Annotated in this window: 15 protein-coding genes and 1 rRNA gene; 11 read left to right on the top strand and 5 right to left on the bottom strand. The window is 62.3% G+C overall.

Annotated elements, in window-relative coordinates:
• Positions 1–74: 74 nt before the first annotated feature.
• On the bottom strand, positions 75–2921 hold the full coding sequence (rapA, locus tag E5221_RS22260; RefSeq protein WP_061550331.1) for an RNA polymerase-associated protein RapA: 2847 nt from the start codon (positions 2919–2921) through the stop codon (positions 75–77).
• Between the two features lie 161 nt (positions 2922–3082).
• On the opposite strand from rapA, the gene E5221_RS22255 reads away from it, so the two are divergent.
• From E5221_RS22255 to E5221_RS22230, 7 genes are all read left to right on the top strand, one after another.
• Complete coding sequence (locus E5221_RS22255; RefSeq protein ID WP_247846468.1) at positions 3083–3778, top strand: hypothetical protein; 696 nt, start codon at positions 3083–3085, stop codon at positions 3776–3778.
• A gap of 63 nt (positions 3779–3841) precedes the next feature.
• Complete coding sequence (locus tag E5221_RS22250; RefSeq protein WP_003258942.1) at positions 3842–4171, top strand: hypothetical protein; 330 nt, start codon at positions 3842–3844, stop codon at positions 4169–4171.
• A gap of 67 nt (positions 4172–4238) precedes the next feature.
• Positions 4239–4400, top strand: a complete 162-nt coding sequence (locus E5221_RS22245) for a hypothetical protein (protein ID WP_003258944.1) — start codon at positions 4239–4241, stop codon at positions 4398–4400.
• Between the two features lie 135 nt (positions 4401–4535).
• Positions 4536–4652, top strand: coding sequence for a cytochrome c oxidase subunit CcoM (gene ccoM, locus E5221_RS28850; RefSeq protein WP_025340347.1), 117 nt, complete (start codon positions 4536–4538; stop codon positions 4650–4652).
• Positions 4653–4924: 272 nt separating this feature from the next.
• Positions 4925–6913 (top strand): FUSC family protein, encoded by a 1989-nt coding sequence (locus tag E5221_RS22240; protein ID WP_247846466.1) that lies wholly within the window; start codon positions 4925–4927, stop codon positions 6911–6913.
• Entirely contained in the window at positions 6900–7106 is a 207-nt protein-coding gene (locus E5221_RS22235) for a DUF1656 domain-containing protein (RefSeq protein ID WP_013973910.1), read from the top strand. The genes E5221_RS22240 and E5221_RS22235 overlap by 14 nt, the downstream gene beginning before the upstream one ends.
• Before the next feature lie 12 nt (positions 7107–7118).
• Positions 7119–7988, top strand: coding sequence for an HlyD family secretion protein (locus tag E5221_RS22230; RefSeq protein WP_247846465.1), 870 nt, complete (start codon positions 7119–7121; stop codon positions 7986–7988).
• A gap of 142 nt (positions 7989–8130) precedes the next feature.
• Here the strand turns inward: E5221_RS22230 and E5221_RS22225 are convergent, their stop codons facing one another.
• The gene (locus E5221_RS22225) at positions 8131–8889 is read right to left on the bottom strand and encodes an SDR family oxidoreductase (protein WP_013973908.1); all 759 of its coding nucleotides are present in this window, start codon (positions 8887–8889) and stop codon (positions 8131–8133) included.
• Between the two features lie 112 nt (positions 8890–9001).
• Between E5221_RS22225 and E5221_RS22220 the strand changes: the two genes are divergently transcribed.
• Entirely contained in the window at positions 9002–9910 is a 909-nt protein-coding gene (locus E5221_RS22220) for a LysR family transcriptional regulator (protein ID WP_061550328.1), read from the top strand.
• A gap of 123 nt (positions 9911–10033) precedes the next feature.
• On the top strand, positions 10034–10363 hold the full coding sequence (locus E5221_RS22215; protein ID WP_025340341.1) for a DUF2025 family protein: 330 nt from the start codon (positions 10034–10036) through the stop codon (positions 10361–10363).
• Between the two features lie 42 nt (positions 10364–10405).
• On the opposite strand, the gene E5221_RS22210 is transcribed toward E5221_RS22215, so the two are convergent.
• A complete protein-coding gene (locus E5221_RS22210; RefSeq protein WP_061550327.1) occupies positions 10406–12991 on the bottom strand; it encodes an EAL domain-containing protein in 2586 nt (861 codons plus the stop codon).
• Positions 12992–13042: 51 nt separating this feature from the next.
• A complete protein-coding gene (locus tag E5221_RS22205; protein ID WP_247847759.1) occupies positions 13043–14113 on the bottom strand; it encodes a diguanylate cyclase in 1071 nt (356 codons plus the stop codon).
• A gap of 130 nt (positions 14114–14243) precedes the next feature.
• Here E5221_RS22205 and E5221_RS22200 point away from each other — a divergent pair, with 130 nt between their 5' ends.
• Entirely contained in the window at positions 14244–15335 is a 1092-nt protein-coding gene (locus E5221_RS22200) for an MBL fold metallo-hydrolase (RefSeq protein WP_182329063.1), read from the top strand.
• A gap of 3 nt (positions 15336–15338) precedes the next feature.
• On the opposite strand, the gene E5221_RS22195 is transcribed toward E5221_RS22200, so the two are convergent.
• Positions 15339–16235, bottom strand: coding sequence for a formate/nitrite transporter family protein (locus E5221_RS22195; RefSeq protein ID WP_061550325.1), 897 nt, complete (start codon positions 16233–16235; stop codon positions 15339–15341).
• Positions 16236–16694: 459 nt separating this feature from the next.
• On the opposite strand from E5221_RS22195, the gene E5221_RS22190 reads away from it, so the two are divergent.
• A 16S ribosomal RNA gene (locus tag E5221_RS22190) occupies positions 16695–18231 on the top strand.
• Positions 18232–18270 lie beyond the last annotated feature (39 nt).

The following is an 18270-nucleotide window of genomic DNA, read 5'->3' as shown; positions in this document are numbered from 1 at the left end:
TACCGCAAAAATTCTGGGGCTGCTGCGCAGCCCATCGCGACACAAGGCCGCTCCTACACGGGTGCGGGGAAAGACTAGCCAGCCACCAGCACGCGAATGGCTTCCAGGCGCAGGGCGGCCTTTTCCAGCATCGCCAAGCCCTCTTCGCGCTGCTTGCGCAGCGCTTCGATCTCGCTGTCGCGCACGCTCGGGTTGACCGCTTGCAGGGCGACCAGACGGGCCAGTTCTTCGTCGGCCTCCGCTGTAAGGCGGCGCTGGGCCTCGGCCACGCGCTCGACGTGGGCCGGCATGACCTTGGCCTCGCCGCTGCCGATGCGCTGGGCCAGCACGTCACGCTGGGCCTGGACGAACTTGTTGGCGCTGGCGCGTGGCACGCTTTCCAGCTGGTCGTTGAGGGTTTCGAAGGCCACGCGGGACGCCAGGTCGTTGCCGTTGGCATCTAGCAGGCAGCGCAATGCCGCCGGTGGCAGGTAACGCCCCAGTTGCAGGCTGCGCGGTGCCACCACCTCGCTGACGAACAGCAGTTCAAGCAGCACGGTCCCAGGTTTGAGCGCCTTGTTCTTGATCAGCGCCACAGCGGTGTTGCCCATCGAGCCGGACAGCACCAGGTCCATGCCGCCTTGTACCATCGGGTGTTCCCAGGTGAGGAACTGCATGTCCTCGCGCGACAGCGCCTGGCCACGGTCGTAGGTGATGGTAACGCCTTCGTCGTCACCCAGCGGGAAGCTGGCGTCGAGCATCTTTTCGCTCGGCTTGAGGATCAGGGCGTTCTCGGAATGGTCTTCGCTGTCGATGCCGAAGGCGTCGAACAGGGTTTCCATGTAGATCGGCAGGGCGAACTGGTCGTCCTGTTCGAGAATGTCCTCGACCAGCGCCTGGCCTTCGCCGGCACCGCCGGAGTTGAGCTCCAGCAGACGGTCACGGCCGGTATGCAGTTCGGCTTCCAGGCGTTCGCGTTCGCTGCGGGCGTCGGCCACCAGGGCTTCCCAGGCCTTGCTTTCGCCACCTTCAAGCAGTGGCAGCAGGCGCGGGCCGAACTGGTGCTGCAGGGCGTTGCCGGTAGGGCAGGTGTTGAGGAAGGCGTTGAGGCCTTCGTGGTACCACTGGAACAGGCGCTCTTGCGGGCTGTCCTGCAGGTACGGGATATGCAGCTGGATGGTGTGCTTCTGGCCGATACGGTCGAGGCGGCCGATGCGCTGTTCGAGCAGGTCGGGGTGCGCCGGCAGGTCGAACATCACCAGATGGTGGGCAAACTGGAAGTTGCGGCCTTCACTGCCGATCTCGGAGCAGATCAGCACCTGCGCGCCGAACTCTTCGTCAGCGAAGTAGGCGGCGGCGCGGTCGCGTTCGAGGATGCTCATGCCCTCATGGAACACCGAGGCCGGGATGCCGGAGCGCACGCGCAGGGCGTCCTCCAGGTCCATCGCGGTTTCGGCATGGGCACAGATCACCAGCACCTTGGTACGCTTTAGCATCTTCAGGGTGTCGATCAGCCAGTCGACGCGCGGGTCGAAACGCCACCAGCGCTCGTCATCGGCCACCTCGCCCTGGGCCTGGAAGGCGACTTCCGGGTACAGCTCGGCATGTTCGCCAGCTGGCAGGTCGCGGTACTGCTCGGGCGTCGCCAGTGGGTAAGGGTGCAGCTGGCGCTCAGGGAAGCCCTGGATCGCCGCGCGGGTGTTACGGAACAGCACGCGGCCGGTGCCGTGGCGGTCGAGCAGCTCACGGATCAGGCGCGCGCTGGCCTGGGTATCGCCGTCGCTGACCGCAGCCAGCAAGGCTTCGCCTTCGGCACCCAGGAAGCCCTGGATGGTGGCGTGGGCCTTGGGCGACAGGCGGCCTTCGTCGAGCAGTTCCTGTACGGCTTCGGCCACCGGGCGATAGTGCTCACTCTCGGCGCGGAAGGCGGCCAGGTCGTGGAAACGGTTGGGGTCGAGCAGGCGCAGGCGGGCGAAGTGACTGTCCTGGCCGAGCTGCTCGGGGGTGGCGGTGAGCAGCAGCACGCCCGGGATCACCTGGGCCAGCTGTTCGACCAGGCCGTATTCGGCGCTGACCTGGTCTTCGTGCCAGACCAGGTGGTGAGCTTCGTCCACCACCATCAGGTCCCAGCCAGCGGCGAACAGCGCGTCCTGGGCCTTTTCGTCTTCTACCAGCCACTCCAGGGCCACCAGCGCCAGCTGGGCATCCTCGAACGGGTTGCTGGCATCGCTTTCGATGAAACGCTCAGCGTCGAACAAGGCCACCTGCAGGTTGAAGCGGCGGCGCATTTCCACCAGCCACTGGTGCTGGAGGTTTTCCGGTACCAGGATCAGTACGCGGCTGGCGCGGCCAGACAGCAGCTGGCGGTGGATCACCAGGCCGGCTTCGATGGTTTTGCCCAGGCCCACTTCGTCGGCCAGCAAGACGCGCGGCGCGCTGCGGTCGGCGACTTCGCGGGCGATGTGCAACTGGTGGGCGATGGGTTGGGCACGGCAGCCGCCCAGGCCCCACAGCGCCGACTGCATCTGCTTGCTGGTGTGCTGCAGGGTGTTGTAGCGCAGGCTGAACCACGACAGCGGGTCGATCTGCCCGGCGAACAGGCGGTCGCTGGCCAGGCGGAACTGGATGAAGTTCGACAACTGGGTTTCCGGCAGGGTGCGCGGCTGGTTCTGCCCGTCCAGGCCGTGGTAGACCATCAGCCCGTCGATGTCCTCGACCTCGCGCACGGTCAGCTTCCAGCCTTCGAAGTGGGTGATCTGGTCACCTGGCGAGAAGCGCACGCGGGTCAGCGGCGCATTGCGCAGGGAATACTGGCGGGTGTCGCCAGTGGCCGGGTAGAGCACGGTCAACAGGCGGCCATCCTGCGCCAGGATGGTACCCAGGCCGAGCTCGGCTTCGCTGTCGCTGATCCAGCGTTGCCCCGGTTGATACTGCTGCGCCATACTGCCTGAACTCCCGCGATGAAAAAGCCGGTTATGTTAACGGATCGGCCGGTCAGACCAAAGTGCCGAGCGCATCGAAAGGTGCCGAAGTGCGATAGGTAGCAACAGTCTAGCCGCTTCATCGTCCCCCACCGTGCTGCCGACGAGGGCTCCGGATCAACATGTCTGCCAAGCACCGCTGGATCAGCGCTTCGATGGCCGTGGGCAGCCTGTTGCTGCTGGCCGCCTGCGAGCAGAAAAACTTCGAGACCTTGCCCGCCATCCCGATCGAACAGCTCGAGGTGCTGGGCGTGCAGACGCCGATCAAGAGCGTGCACTTTCGTGACCGCGACGGTGAAGGCCTGCTGGTGTTGAGCCGCAGCGATGGCCAGGCCAGCGACCCGGAAAGCGAGCAGGAAGTCGACAAGGTGGTACTCAAGGCCACGCTGTACGGGCGCAAGGCCGAAAACGACGCTTTCAAGGCGCGCTGGCAGATCGAACAGGAAACCACCTGCCCGGGCCTGGACCTGGATGTGGACTTCTATAACGACGTCAGCGATGTCGGCGACCTGAACAAGGACGGCGTCGCCGAGGTGACGGTTGCCAGCCACGCATTCTGTGGCGGTGGCATCGACCCCCACGACATCGCCATCGAGATGCGCGAAGGGCAGGCCAGCTACAGCATCACCGGTCAGTCGCTGATCACCCCGGCAGGTGAAGAGCCGATCGGCGGTGAGCGCGAGGACAGCGCCTCGCTAAAGGCCGCACCGCAGGTGCTGCGCGAGCACATGGACGCGGTCTGGCAGCAGGTGTACAAGCGGCCCTGGAGCGAGGCCAGCCCACCTAGCGACGATAACCCTGACGACGAAGCCGAATAAGTGTTGTGCATGCCATCAAGGTAAACCCGCGCCTGCCGATACAGGGGGCATAGGAGAACGTCCATGCTGCCACCGATCATTCCGCTCAGTGCCGCCCCGGTGACCTCGCAACAGGACCCGGTCAAGCCGACACCCGACATCAAGCCGGTGGTGCCGACCCAGCCTGCATCCGGTGAAAGTGCCATCGACCTCAAGCAGCAGCGTGACCCGCAGGAGCAGGCGCTGCTGCTGCGCGACGAGCAGCGCCGCCAGCAGCAACGTCGGCAGAAGGGCGACGACGAACGCTACAGTGCAATGCCGGGTGACGAGGTCAACGCCGACAATACCGTGCCGGTGGCGCCGTTGATGGGCGAGCATGTACGCCAGGGGCTGCTGGTGGACATCGAAGTCTGACGCGGGGCTGGTCAGCGCCAGCGCCTGGCTTCATCATGCAAGTCTCAGTTGATCGTCGAGCCCACCCATGAGCCAAGACAACCTCATCGATTTCGATGCCGAACGCGCCAAGCGCGTCCACGACCTCAAGGAAAAGCGCCTGAACGAAATGCGCAATGCGTTCGAGCAGGCCCTGCCGTTGAACAGTGCCAAGAAAAAGAAGCCCAAGGGCAAGCCGAAGAAGCGCTGAAACTTGACGCAGGTCAACCCTGCACCCGCCTCGCGTGCCCGGCCCCGGGCACCATTGACACCGATCAATTTTCCCCGCCCTCACATTGGTTAACTTGCACCCATCGGACAACGGCAAACGAATGGGGAGGCCAGCATGTTCTTCGACAACGTGGTTATCGCCGGAGTGGTAACGGTCGGGTTGATGGTCGTCTTCTTTGCCGGTCTGGGCATTTTCATCTGGAAGGACTCGAACAAGCGCAAACCGCGCTGACCTTCCGGGTACACGAGCACGCAAGGCATTTAGGGCGACTTCGGTCGCCCATTTTTTTGCCTGCAATTTTTGTGTTGCCTGTCCCGGCCCTTTCGCAGCACAAGGCTGCTCCTACACAGTATCTGTAGCAGCAGCCTTGTGCTGCGAAAGGGCCGGGACAGGACGATCTGCACCTCCTGTAAAGATGATTAGCTAGCTAATTAATCGTTTCCGCTTTATCCTTCCCATCATTGTCTATCTTTCTACAAGACCATCCCCTCAAGGTCCGTCTCGTGCCCATCACCTTCCAGGCCCTGTTCGCTCCCAGCAGCCTCGCCCTCAAGTTCGCCATCAAGACCCTGCTCGGTGGCGGCCTGGCCCTGTGGCTGGCGATGCGCTGGGGCCTGGAGCAACCGTCCTGGGCCCTGATGACCGCTTTCATCGTCGCCCAGCCGTTGTCAGGCATGGTGGTGCAGAAGGGCCTGGCGCGGCTGGCCGGCACCCTGGTCGGCACGTTTATGTCGGTGCTGTTCATCGGTCTGTTTGCCCAGACCCCCGGTCTGTTCCTGCTCACCTTGGCCCTGTGGCTGGCCCTGTGTACCGCCGCCTCCACACAGTTGCGCAGCGCCTGGGCCTATGCCTTCGTGTTGGCAGGCTACACGGCGGCGATCATTGCCCTGCCGGCCATCGATCACCCACTGCAGGTGTTCGACCAGGCCGTGGCGCGCTGTACCGAGATCTGCCTGGGTATCTTCTGTGCCACCGCCAGCAGCGCCTTGCTCTGGCCCATGCGGGTAGAGCAGCAACTGGGCGGGCAGGCACGTCAGGCCTGGCAGAACGGCCTGCAGGCCGCCAGTGCCATGCTGGGCGGTGAAGACGAGGCGCGCAAAGGCCTGCTGGAAAGCCTGGGGCGTATTGTTGCCATCGACAGCCAACGCGAACACGCCTGGTTCGAAGGCAACCGCGGGCGCCAGCGCGCTCGTGCCATTCGCGGCCTGAGCCAGAAACTGATGGTGCTGCTGCGCATTTCCCGTTCGGTGCGCCGCCAGTGGCGGCAACTTGATGAGGGCGAGGCCGAACGCCTGGCGCCCTGGCTGGAGGAGGTGCGCGCACTGTTGGGCAAGCCCGATCAGCCGAGCCTTTTGCTTCTACGCCAGCGCATCTGGGATGCTGCCCACGATGATCAGATCAGCCCGGCGGAGCACTTTTGCCTGGCACGCATGGCACTGCTGCTGGATTACGCCATGGCTGCCAGCCAGGCGCTGGAGGATGTGGAGGCGGGCAGGGCGCCCAAGGATGTGTCTCAGGGCCTGGCTGCGCACCGCGACTGGTCGCTGGCCTTGCTGTTCGGCTCACGCAGTGCGCTGGCGTTTCTGGTGATGAGTGGTTTCTGGCTGGCCACCACCTGGCCTTCGGCACCGGGTGGCCTGGTGCTGACCTGTGTGGTCTGCAGCCTGTTCGCCAGCCGCGAGAATGGCGCGCAGATCGGCCTGAGTTTTTTGCGCGGCATCCTCCTGGCAGTACCGGCGGCGTTTCTGGTCGGGCAAATTCTGCTGCCGCAATGGAGCAGCTTCGCCATGCTCTGCCTGGGTATGGGGGTACCGCTGTTTCTTGGTGCGCTGGGCATGGCTCACCCGAGGACCGGGGCCACGGCTACTTCTTATTGCCTGCATTTCATTGTGCTGGTGTCGCCGCTCAACGCCATGCAGTTCGGCGTGGCCACCATGCTCAACAGTGCCTTGGCCATGCTGGTGGGTGTGTCGGCAGCGGTGATGGCCTTCCGCTTGTTGGTGTTTCGCCACCCGGCCTGGCTGGGCCAGCGCCTGCGGGCGGCGACCCAGAATGACTTGGTGCGCCTGACCCGGCGCGACCTGCGCGGGGCCGACAGCTGGTTTGGCGGGCGTATGGCCGACCGCCTGATGCAACTGGCGCGGCATGCCGGCGACCTGCCCGAGAGCGAACGCAAGCGCTGGGACGACGGCCTGCACGGCCTGGATATCGGTGACGAACTGGTGCATTTGCGCATGTGCCTGGCGGTCGCCCAGGCCCCGTTGGGACGGGCCGAGCGTGAATACCTGCAGCAGGTGGAGGCAGTGCTGGCCAAAGGGCCGGCGCCAGGGCGTGGACAGAGCCTGGATGCCGCAAGCGAACAGTTCATTGGCGCCTTGCGCCGTCTACCCTCCAGCGATCCGCTGCGGTTGGCCGAAGGGGCGGTGCTGCAACTGCAAAAAAGCTGGGGCAAGTGGTGCCGTTGGCAGGAGGAATCCCATGGGGTTGCGTGAGTGGGAATTGGGCGGCGTGCTGTTCAGCCCTTTCCTGGTTTATGTGTTGATGGCGCTGGTGCTTACCGGCGTGTTGCGTCTGGTGGTGCAGGCCACGCCGTTGGGGCGCTGGATCTGGCATGAAGCGCTGTTCGATGCGGCGTTGTTCGTTTGTGTGTTGTTCCTGGTAGTGCGACTGCTGGGAGCTTTATAAAGGAGTGTTTCGATGCGTGTGGCCGTACGTACCCTGGTCACCTTGTGTGTGGTTGCCCTTGCCGTCTTCGCCGGCTATCAGCTGTGGCAGTACTACATGCTCACCCCCTGGACCCGCGATGCCCGTGTGCGCGCCGATGTGGTGGTGATCGCCCCCGATGTGTCTGGCTGGGTGCGCGAGCTGAAGGCCCGTGACAATCAGCAGGTCAAGGCCGGCGACCTGCTGATGAGCATCGACCGCGAACGCTTCCAGGCGGCTTTCGACCAAGCCAGCGCGGTGACCGAAACCCGCAGCCAGCAGCTGCGCCTGCGCGAACGTGAAGCGGCCCGGCGTACCGCTCTTGGGCCGGAGGCGATCAGTGCCGAATTGCGGGAAAACGCCCAGATCAATGCGGCCATCGCCCGCGGTGAGCTGCATGAGGCCGAGGCACAATTGCAGGTCGCCAAAATCAACCTGGCGCGCAGTGAAGTGCGGGCGCCGCGCAGCGGGCATATCACCAACCTGCGCCTGGCCGAGGGCAACTATGTGAATACCGGGGAGGCGGTGATGGCCCTGGTGGACGATTCAACCTTCTATATCCAGGCCTATTTCGAGGAAACCAAGCTGCCACGCATTCGTGTGGGGGATGCGGTGAAGGTCTGGCTGATGGGCGCGGGCGAACCGATGCAAGGGCATGTGGAAAGCATCAGCCGTGGTATCACCGACCGCAACAGCAACCCGGACAGCCAGTTGCTGCCGGAGGTTGAGCCGACCTTCAACTGGGTACGCCTGGCGCAGCGGATACCGGTGAGGATTCGCCTGGACCAGGTGCCGGAGGGGGTGACCCTGAGTGCGGGAATGACGGCCAGTGTGCAGGTGCATGAGGAGCAGAGTCGGCCGTGAGGGCCAAAGGGGCTGCTGAGCAGCCCATCGCGACACAAGGCCGCTCCTACAGGCGATCGCGTATTCCCCGTGCGATTGCGCATTCTTGTAGGAGCGGCCTTGCGTCGCGATGGGCCGCAAAGCGGCCCCAGAAAAACAGAATTCAGAGGAACATCCCGCCCGAAACCTCCAGCCGTTGCCCGTTGATCCAGCCGTTGCCATCTTCCAGCAACAGCGCAATCGCTGCCCCGATATCATCCGGCAAGCCCACCCGCCCCAGCGCCGTGTTGCCGGCAATGTATTCATTAACCTGTCGGTTATCCCGTACCACGCCGCCGCCAAAATCGGTCTCGATCGCCCCCGGCGCCAGAATGTTCACACGAATCCCACGTGCTCCCAGTTCCTTGGCCTGATAGCGGGTCAGCACCTCCATCGCCCCCTTCATCGCGGCATAGGCGGCATACCCCGGTAGCGCAAAGCGCGCCAGGCCGGTGGAAATGTTGACGATGCGGCCATTGTCGACCAGCAACGGCAGCAGGCGCTGGGTAAGGAAGAACGGACCTTTCAGCTGGATGTTCAGCAACTGGTCGAACTGTGCCTCGCTGGTTTCGGTGTATGGCACGTTCAATCCGATCCCGGCATTGTTCACCAGAAAGTCGAAGCGCTCGCGGCCGAAGTGTTGCTGCAGGGTTGCGCCGAGGCATTCGGCGAAACCGGCAAAGCTGGCGCTGTCGCTGACGTCCAGTTGCAGCATGATGGCCTTGACCCCGGCCTGCTCCAGCCGGGCGGCGACGGCATGGGCTTCCTCCGCCTTGCTGTGGTAAGTGCCGATGACATCGATGCCGCGTGCGGCCAGGTGTTCTGCGGTGTTGCGGCCCAGGCCGCGGCTGGCGCCAGTGATCAGGGCAATCTTGCGGGTCATGGTGAAAACCTCATGGTGGGCTGATGAGCACAGGTTATTGGTCGGTGTGGTGCTGTTAAATCCAGCGAATATGGAAATACTGTTCGGTAAAACCGGATAGACGAGGGCTGAATTGAACAAGCTGGAGTTGTTGCGCACCTTTGTTCGGGTCTGCGAGGTCAGCAGTTTCACCCTGGCTGCAGAGAGCTTGGGGCTGCCCCGTTCGACTGTGTCGGAGCAGGTCAGGGCGCTCGAGCGTTTACTGGGTACGCAGCTGTTCAACCGCACCACCCGCCGGGTACAGGCGACCCAGGATGGCGTCTTGCTGTACGAGCGCAGCAAGGACCTGCTGTCGGGCATGGACGAAATCGAGGGCTTGTTCCGCGCCGACGATGCCGAGCTGGCCGGGCGCCTGCGCGTCGATCTGCCGACAATGATGGCCCGGCGGGTCATCATCCCGGCGTTGCCGCAGTTTTTGCAGCGCTTCCCGCGCCTGGAGGTGGAGCTCAGTTGTACCGACCGCCAGGTCGACCTGCTGCGTGAAGGCTTCGATTGCGTGATGCGCATTGGTGCCCTGCATGACCTGGATGTGGTGGCGCGCCCGGTCGGCCAACTAAGCATGCGCAACTGTGCCAGCCCTGCCTACCTTGCACGCTACGGCGTGCCGCGCACGCTGCAGGACCTGGCCGAGCATCACTTGGTGCATTACGTGCGCACCCTGGGGGGGCGTAGTGCCGGTTTCGAATTTCTGCAGGACGGTGAACTGCATTTCCAGGCCATGGCCGGCGTGGTCACAGTGAACAATGCCGAGGCCTACTCGGCGGCCTGCCTGGCCGGGCTGGGGCTGATCCAGGTGCCGGCGGTGGGCGTGGCCGAGCACCTGCAGCGCGGTGAGCTGGTTTCGGTACTGGAAGGCTGGCAGGCGCCGGCCATGCCCGTATCACTGCTTTATGCCCGGCAACGGCACGTGCCACGCCGGGTGCAGGCCTTCATGCAATGGTTGGGCGAGGTGCTGCATTCACAGGTTGACGGTGGTTGCTGATCGATGAAAACCGTGGCGCCTGTGTGATGGCTTGCGTTAGGCTGCCAGTCACGAGTTGCCCGGCAGAGGCAACCCTTTCCCGCCTGGCGTGCGTATCTTCCGATTTCATTGCGAGGTTACGTCATGGCCATCACTTCACAGGACATCTGCAACGCTGCCGACCAGCTCAAGGGCTTCGTCGGTTTTCATGGCAAGCGCGGCGTGCATATCGTGCGTTTTTCCGAAGATTCTTTCGGCATGGACGTGGCCGATGCCAGCATCACGCCCTGCAGCGAGTTTGTCTGGCGGCCCGAGCAAGGGCAGCGCATGGCTCTTTGCCGCGAACGGCTGGCGCTGTTGCTGGAGCAGCATGTGGATGACCGTTTGAACATCGGTGAACCGCTGCGCACCTACCTGCGCCGGCGCGACCTGCCGGAAATCGTGGCTGAGCGCAGCTTGCAGCAGCTGTGCTGAAAATCCCAGTGGGAGCGGGCTGCGCAAGCTTTCAAACTTACGCTACAGGTAGGGCGCCGAGCGCTGGGATGCCTGCTGCAACAACGCCTCGAGCCCCGCACTGTTCAGAGGCCTGCTCAGGTAATAGCCTTGCACTTCATGGCAACGGTCCTTCTGCAGTGCCCTGAGCTGCTGCTCGCTTTCCACTCCTTCGGCCGTCACCGTCAGCCCCATCGCTTCACCCAGGTTGATGATGGCCTGGACCACCGCACGGTCGCTGCCAGCGGTGTTGTTCAGCCCGCCGATGAAGCGTTTGTCGATCTTGATGCTGTCGAACGGGTAGGTGCGCAAGTAGCCCAGCGACGAGTAGCCGGTGCCGAAGTCGTCCATGTTCAGGCGAACGCCCAGCTCCTTGAGCGACAGCATGGTGCCCAGCGCGCCTTCGATGTCATTGAGCATCACGTTCTCGGTAATTTCCAGCTCCAGGCGCTGTGCGGGGAAAGCGGTTTCCAGCAGGATCTCGCGTACATCCGCCACCACATCGCTGCGCTGGAACTGCGCAGGTGACAGGTTCACAGAGACCAGAACATCGGCGGGCCAGTCATGGGCAGTGCGGCAGGCTTCGCGCAACACCCAGCGGCCCAGCGCGACAATGATGTCACTCTGTTCGGCCAAGGGAATGAAGGTGTCCGGCCCCAGCAACCCTTCCTGCGGATGCTGCCAGCGCAGCAAGGCCTCGACTGCGACGATGCGCAGGTCGCTGAGGCGGTAGCGCGGCTGGTAGTGCAGCTCGAATTCCTGGTTGCGCAGGGCTCGCCGCATGTCGTTCTCCAGTTGGCGGCGGTACTGGATCTGCTGGTTCATTTCGGCAGCGAAATAGCGCCAGGTGCTCTTGCCGTCGGCCTTGGCCTGGTACAGGGCGATATCGGCGCAGCGGATCAGCTCGCCGGCATCGAAGCCCTGGGTACGGGTCTGGGCGACTCCGATGCTGGCGCCAACATGGAGGGTCTGGCTATCGAAGGCGATCGGTTGCTGCAGCAGGCTGATCAGGCGCGCACAGAAACGGTCGATCTCGCTGCGGTTGTCCATGCCGCTGAGCACCAGGAGGAACTCGTCGCCGCCCAAACGCGCGACCAGGTCGCCGTCGCGGGTAGTGTCGCGCAGGCGGTTCGCTACCTCCTGCAGCACCGCGTCACCGGCGGCATGGCCGAGAGAGTCGTTGATCGGCTTGAAGTTGTCCAGGTCCAGCAGCAGCAAGGTCAGTGGTGGCGAGTCGCTCCCACGTAACAGCGCCTGTTCCAGGTGGCGGGCTAGCTTGTTGCGGTTGGCCAGGCCGGTCAGCGGGTCGTGCAGCGACAGGTGCTGGATGCGTGCATGGGCATCGACTTCGTCGGTGATGTCACTGGCGGTGCCACGAAAACCGACGGGCTTGTCGTCGTACCAGATGGCGCGGGCCGAAATGCGGCAGTAGCGGTTCTGGCCATTCTGGTCGCGGTAGGTGCAGCGCAGGTTGGCCAGCTGTTGCGGGTCGGCCGCGGCCAGGGCATCCAGCCACGGCGAGAGCGGCGTGGTATCGCAGGCCAGCAACTGATTGAGCGGGTGGCCGAGCCAGTCGCCCACAGGGTAACCGGTAACGTTGACAAAACGTTGTGACAGATAGGTGAGGCGTTGCTGCCGATCGGTTTCCCAGATCCAGTCGGATGCCGACTCAGCCACCGCGCGAAAACGCTGTTCGCTGGCCTCCAGGGCCTGGTTGCTCTGCTGAAGATGGGCGAGCGTGAGGTCGATCGCGCGCGAACTGCGCAAGGCATGACGGAACAGGTAGAGCATGACCAGGCCAAGTATCAGCAAGGCTCCCGACAGCGGGGGCAACACAGCACGCAGCAACTGGTGCCCTGGCAGCGGGCTGCTCCAGGACAGGTGGTAGCCGGTATCGCCGAGGTCGATGCGCAGGTGGCCGTGCTCGCCCACATCATTTTTCTCCACGTGCATGCCGGTCAGGCCGGCACCGCTGCTCAGTTGCGCCAGCTTGTCCTCGGTGAGCTGGTCGACAAACAGCATTACCGGCGCCTGGCTGACCTCGCTCTCGGTGACATCCCGGTCCGGGCGCACCGCCGCAGCACTGAGCACGGCCGGCCAACCGTTGAACAGGACGAAACGGGTGATCTGTTCACGGGGGATGGCCGCTGCCCGGGCCTGGTCGATGATTGGCTGCAGCGCTGCATCGATATAGGTATTGGCCGCCGCCTGGGTAGGCTGGCCTCTGAACAAGGCGTAGGTGGTGCGTGCGTCCTCCACCACGAACACTCCCTCATAGCCGCTGGCGCTGTACAGCGACTCGCCCACGTTCTTTTCTTCGTAGGCCCATTTCCAGTCGGCCTGCCCCGCCAGGTGTTCGAAGGCAGCATCCCATACGGCGTAGCTGGACAGGAATTGGCGCGATGCGAGCAACCGTTGCTCCAGCGCCTTGGATGCCTGCGAGGCGCTGCGCTGGCGCTCCTGATGGTCAAGAGTACCCGCGATATTGAACAGGGCGCCGACGATGACCAGGCAAGCCAGGCCGAAAACTGCGCTGAAGCCGGCAATCAAGCGACGCACCTGGAAGCGCGGGGTGGGGCTGGCGGTTGGAAGGTTGGCGGTCCTGGCCATGCGCGAGCGGCTCCTTCAGACAGCCTCCCGCCAGTTAGTCAGGAAGGAGGTTCAATCAGGATAGGCCAGCCTGAGCGTTGCAGCGTCGCTGCGGGCAAAATTGATCTGGTCGCGCCCGGCATGCTTGGCGGTATACAGCGCTTTGTCCGCCTGCTCGAGCCAGTGCTCGGGTGACTCCAGGTCGGCCTCGAATGCCGAAAGGCCGATGCTCAGGCTGATGCGCAGGTGCGGCAACTGCGGGTTGCGGTAGCTGGCGACCCGCTCGCGCAGGCGCTCCATGGCCAGGCACGCTTCGGCTTCGCTGGTATCCGGCAAGATCACGCAGAATTCGTCACCGCCGTAGCGCCCGGCCTGGTCGCCTTCGCGTAGGTTGTGCCGCAGCTCGGCGCCGAGTTGGCGCAGCACACAGTCGCCGACAACGTGACCGAACGTGTCGTTGATGGTCTTGAAGTGGTCGATGTCGATCAGGGCAATCACCGCGTGCCCCTTTTGCTGCTGGCAGGCCTGGAACTTCAGCAGCAGGTCTTTCCAGGCACCGTGGTTGAGCAGGCCGGTCAGGCTGTCGGTGAGGCTCAGTGTACTCAGTCGGCGCTTGTGGTCGGCCAGTTTGATCGCCAGCTGGTAGCAGACCCAGCCCAGCGCCAGTGGGTAGAGCGTCAGCATCGGCAGGCAGGCATAGACCTGCAGGGGCGTGGCGTTCAGTTGCAGGCCAGGGCCCAGCAACAATATGGCGACGAGCATGCCGCCCAACTGGGCCAGCATCCCGCGAACGACCATGCGTTTGCCGCCGGCGGCGACGTTGTTCATGGTCATCATCGAAAGCACAGTCACACTGGGCAATGGATTGAAATGCATGGCGGCGGTCCAGAACCCACCCATCAGGGAGTCCAGAACCAGGTTGCGCTGTTCTGCCTGGTAGGGCGTGGCCGAACGGGCTGCCCACAGGTAGGCCACATGTGGCCACAACAGGCCGTTGAACAGCACCAGCAGCCATGCCCAAGTGGGCGGTGACAGCGGCGCCATGGCGGCCATGACACTGAACAGGCCGATTCCCAGGCCGATGACCCGCGGCAGGTAGATGCGTTTGGCGAATGAAAGTCCTTTGCCGCTGCGTTTATCCATCTTGATCATCGTTCTTCTGCTGAAGCACCGTTTATCGCATAACTCGCATGAATATTGTTGAACAGTGTTTCATCGACGAAAAATGACCTTACAAGCCAATTCATGGTTGATCCGATCACTGTGGGGTAGCATGAAGGCTTTCCTGTTGCTCGGAGTGTTGCTGATGGTCCCTTTGGTCAACTCCGCCGGCGAGCCGGCGCCACAGCGGGAAGGGCGTTTTCACAACCAGGCGTCGTTGCCACAGGATGGCGTATTGAAGAAGTTGCGCATCGGGCTCAAGTACCTGTTCCTGCGCAAACCGCCGCAAACCCGGCCGGCCACACCGGTCAGCCTCCAGCCCATGACCCGCCAGCAGGTGCTCGATGCGCCCGACCGCAGCCTGTGGCGCCTGGGCCATTCCACGGTATTGCTCAAGCTGCGTGGGCGCTTCTTTATTACCGACCCGGTGTTCGCCGAGCGCGCCTCGCCAGTGCAGTGGGCCGGCCCGCTGCGTTTCCATGCGCCACCCTTGGCACTGGACCAATTGCCGCCATTGGCTGCGGTGGTACTGTCCCACGATCACTTCGATCATCTGGACGAACAGGCGATTCGCCAACTTGCACCGCGAACAAGTGTGTTCCTGGCCCCGCTGGGCGTAGGCAACCTGCTGATTACCTGGGGCGTGGCACCGGCGAAGGTGCGGCAGCTGGACTGGTGGCAGGAAAGCGAGGTCGAGGGCGTACGCTTTGTCGCCACCCCGGCTCAGCACTTTTCCGGGCGTGGGCTGCTGGACAGCAACCGTACCTTGTGGGCGTCGTGGGTGATCGTCGACGAGGATGTGCGGGTATTCTTCAGTGGCGATACCGGCTACTTCGATGGGTTCAAGCAGATTGGCGAGCGTTTCGGGCCGTTCGACCTGACCTTGATCGAGACCGGGGCCTACAACGTCGCCTGGCCCGATGTGCACATGCAGCCGGAGCAGAGCCTGCAGGCCCATCTGGATTTACGCGGGCGTTGGCTGTTACCGATTCACAACGGCACTTTCGACCTGTCCATCCATGGTTGGCAGGAACCGTTCGAACGCATCCTGGCGCTGGCCAACCATGCACAGGTGCGCCTGAGCACCCCGCAGATGGGGGAGCGGGTCAGCCTTGACTCTCCGCACGCCGGGCAGAACTGGTGGCAGCCACGGCCCTTGCGTCAGCGGGGCCAGCCGAAGGAGCGCGTGGTAGCGGCACGCTGAAGTTCATTCGTTGCCGTTGTTGCGGCGCGCTGAGGGTGGCCGGTTCTCTTTCAGTAGCCGCGAGGGCGGTTTGCCGCTGTCGCTGCGCACCTGTGCATGGCTGATCAATCCGAAGATGAAACTGCCGCCGATGATGTTGCCCGCCAGTGTCGGCAGGGCGAACTCCAGCCAGAAACTGCTCCAGGTTTCATCGCCGGCCCAGACCAGATATGACACCTCGACCGAGCCGACCACTATATGGGTGAAATCGCCCAGGGCCATCAGATAGGTGATCATCAGGATGATCCAGATCTTGGCATGTTCCATCGACGGGATCATCCAGACCATTGTGGCGATCATCCACCCCGATACGATGCCTTTGGCGAACATCTGGCTGACATCGTTCTTCATGACCTTGCGGCCAACCTCCAGGAAAGCCACGTCGGTCTTGCTGTCGAAGATCGGCAGCTCCAGCATTACCCAGGCCACCAGCAAGGTGCCGGCGAGGTTGCCAAGCAGTACCACGCTCCAAAGGCGCAGCAGGCGCCCGAAGTTGGCCAGGGTGGGGGCAGTCATTACCGGCAACACGGCGGTCAGGGTGTTTTCGGTGAACAACTGCTGACGCGCCAGTATCACTGCAAGGAAGCCTGCGCTATAGCCGATGCTGGCGATAACCTGGGCACTGTCCCCCTCCGGCAGGCGTGCGTAGAACAGCCCCATGGCCATAAGCGACAGCCCCATGGACAAGCCTGCGGCCAGTGCCGACCACCACAGTGCGGCGAGTGTTCGTTCCAGTTCCTGGTCGCCCTGGTAACGAATGATCTCGTGAAGCACTGCCGCGCGGGGCGGTTGGTTAAGGCTTACTTCCTGCTCCTCGTCCGCCGACAGGCCTGGGGTTTTCTCGCTTTGCGCATCGCTCATGGCCGCTACGCTCCGTTGGGTGGTGTTTCTCTACAGATTCGCGGCGCTTTCATTAGTTGCCGACGAAGGTAAAACGCTGGCAGAAAGTTTTTTCAGATCAAGGTGTTGACTCTGATCTCAAAGCGCGTATTATTCGCCTCCTCGCAGCGTTGAACGCTTCGAGGCAAGCGGTAAGTTGTTGAAGTTGAAAGGTTTCGAAAGAAACCGGTTGTAAAAAACTTCAAAATAAACGCTTGACAGCAAATGAGGAAAGCGTAGAATGCGCGCCTCGGTTGAGGCGAAACGCTCTTAACCAAACGCTCTTTAACAAATCGAATCAAGCAATTCGTGTGGGTGCTTGTGAGTACGGACTGATAGTCACAAAGATTATCAGCATCACAAGTGGCCATGCGAGAAATCACATAGTCATTTGAGATTGCTGAGCCAAGTTTAGGGTTTCTTAAAAACCCAAGCAGTATTGAACTGAAGAGTTTGATCATGGCTCAGATTGAACGCTGGCGGCAGGCCTAACACATGCAAGTCGAGCGGATGAAGGGAGCTTGCTCCTTGATTCAGCGGCGGACGGGTGAGTAATGCCTAGGAATCTGCCTGGTAGTGGGGGACAACGTTTCGAAAGGAACGCTAATACCGCATACGTCCTACGGGAGAAAGCAGGGGACCTTCGGGCCTTGCGCTATCAGATGAGCCTAGGTCGGATTAGCTAGTTGGTGAGGTAATGGCTCACCAAGGCGACGATCCGTAACTGGTCTGAGAGGATGATCAGTCACACTGGAACTGAGACACGGTCCAGACTCCTACGGGAGGCAGCAGTGGGGAATATTGGACAATGGGCGAAAGCCTGATCCAGCCATGCCGCGTGTGTGAAGAAGGTCTTCGGATTGTAAAGCACTTTAAGTTGGGAGGAAGGGCAGTAAGCTAATACCTTGCTGTTTTGACGTTACCGACAGAATAAGCACCGGCTAACTCTGTGCCAGCAGCCGCGGTAATACAGAGGGTGCAAGCGTTAATCGGAATTACTGGGCGTAAAGCGCGCGTAGGTGGTTCGTTAAGTTGGATGTGAAAGCCCCGGGCTCAACCTGGGAACTGCATCCAAAACTGGGGAGCTAGAGTACGGTAGAGGGTGGTGGAATTTCCTGTGTAGCGGTGAAATGCGTAGATATAGGAAGGAACACCAGTGGCGAAGGCGACCACCTGGACTGATACTGACACTGAGGTGCGAAAGCGTGGGGAGCAAACAGGATTAGATACCCTGGTAGTCCACGCCGTAAACGATGTCAACTAGCCGTTGGAATCCTTGAGATTTTAGTGGCGCAGCTAACGCATTAAGTTGACCGCCTGGGGAGTACGGCCGCAAGGTTAAAACTCAAATGAATTGACGGGGGCCCGCACAAGCGGTGGAGCATGTGGTTTAATTCGAAGCAACGCGAAGAACCTTACCAGGCCTTGACATGCAGAGAACTTTCCAGAGATGGATTGGTGCCTTCGGGAACTCTGACACAGGTGCTGCATGGCTGTCGTCAGCTCGTGTCGTGAGATGTTGGGTTAAGTCCCGTAACGAGCGCAACCCTTGTCCTTAGTTACCAGCACGTTATGGTGGGCACTCTAAGGAGACTGCCGGTGACAAACCGGAGGAAGGTGGGGATGACGTCAAGTCATCATGGCCCTTACGGCCTGGGCTACACACGTGCTACAATGGTCGGTACAGAGGGTTGCCAAGCCGCGAGGTGGAGCTAATCTCACAAAACCGATCGTAGTCCGGATCGCAGTCTGCAACTCGACTGCGTGAAGTCGGAATCGCTAGTAATCGCGAATCAGAATGTCGCGGTGAATACGTTCCCGGGCCTTGTACACACCGCCCGTCACACCATGGGAGTGGGTTGCACCAGAAGTAGCTAGTCTAACCTTCGGGAGGACGGTTACCACGGTGTGATTCATGACTGGGGTGAAGTCGTAACAAGGTAGCCGTAGGGGAACCTGCGGCTGGATCACCTCCTTAATCGACGACATCAGCCTGCTGATGAGCTCCCACACGAAT

This window comes from Pseudomonas sp. A2 (genome assembly GCF_023100865.1).
Taxonomy (GTDB): Bacteria; Pseudomonadota; Gammaproteobacteria; order Pseudomonadales; family Pseudomonadaceae; genus Aquipseudomonas; species Aquipseudomonas asiatica.
The sequence above is the reverse complement of the archived record's forward strand: the minus strand, read 5'-3'. Positions and strand labels throughout refer to the sequence as shown.

Coding starts and splice junctions, on each gene's coding strand:
- rapA (WP_061550331.1), bottom strand. CDS start 2,921: ATGGCGCAGCAGTATCAACCGGGGCAACGCTGGATCAGCGACAGCGAA.
- E5221_RS22255 (WP_247846468.1), top strand. CDS start 3,083: ATGTCTGCCAAGCACCGCTGGATCAGCGCTTCGATGGCCGTGGGCAGC.
- E5221_RS22250 (WP_003258942.1), top strand. CDS start 3,842: ATGCTGCCACCGATCATTCCGCTCAGTGCCGCCCCGGTGACCTCGCAA.
- E5221_RS22245 (WP_003258944.1), top strand. CDS start 4,239: ATGAGCCAAGACAACCTCATCGATTTCGATGCCGAACGCGCCAAGCGC.
- ccoM (WP_025340347.1), top strand. CDS start 4,536: ATGTTCTTCGACAACGTGGTTATCGCCGGAGTGGTAACGGTCGGGTTG.
- E5221_RS22235 (WP_013973910.1), top strand. CDS start 6,900: ATGGGGTTGCGTGAGTGGGAATTGGGCGGCGTGCTGTTCAGCCCTTTC.
- E5221_RS22230 (WP_247846465.1), top strand. CDS start 7,119: ATGCGTGTGGCCGTACGTACCCTGGTCACCTTGTGTGTGGTTGCCCTT.
- E5221_RS22225 (WP_013973908.1), bottom strand. CDS start 8,889: ATGACCCGCAAGATTGCCCTGATCACTGGCGCCAGCCGCGGCCTGGGC.
- E5221_RS22215 (WP_025340341.1), top strand. CDS start 10,034: ATGGCCATCACTTCACAGGACATCTGCAACGCTGCCGACCAGCTCAAG.
- E5221_RS22210 (WP_061550327.1), bottom strand. CDS start 12,991: ATGGCCAGGACCGCCAACCTTCCAACCGCCAGCCCCACCCCGCGCTTC.
- E5221_RS22205 (WP_247847759.1), bottom strand. CDS start 14,113: ATGGATAAACGCAGCGGCAAAGGACTTTCATTCGCCAAACGCATCTAC.
- E5221_RS22200 (WP_182329063.1), top strand. CDS start 14,244: ATGAAGGCTTTCCTGTTGCTCGGAGTGTTGCTGATGGTCCCTTTGGTC.
- E5221_RS22195 (WP_061550325.1), bottom strand. CDS start 16,235: ATGAGCGATGCGCAAAGCGAGAAAACCCCAGGCCTGTCGGCGGACGAG.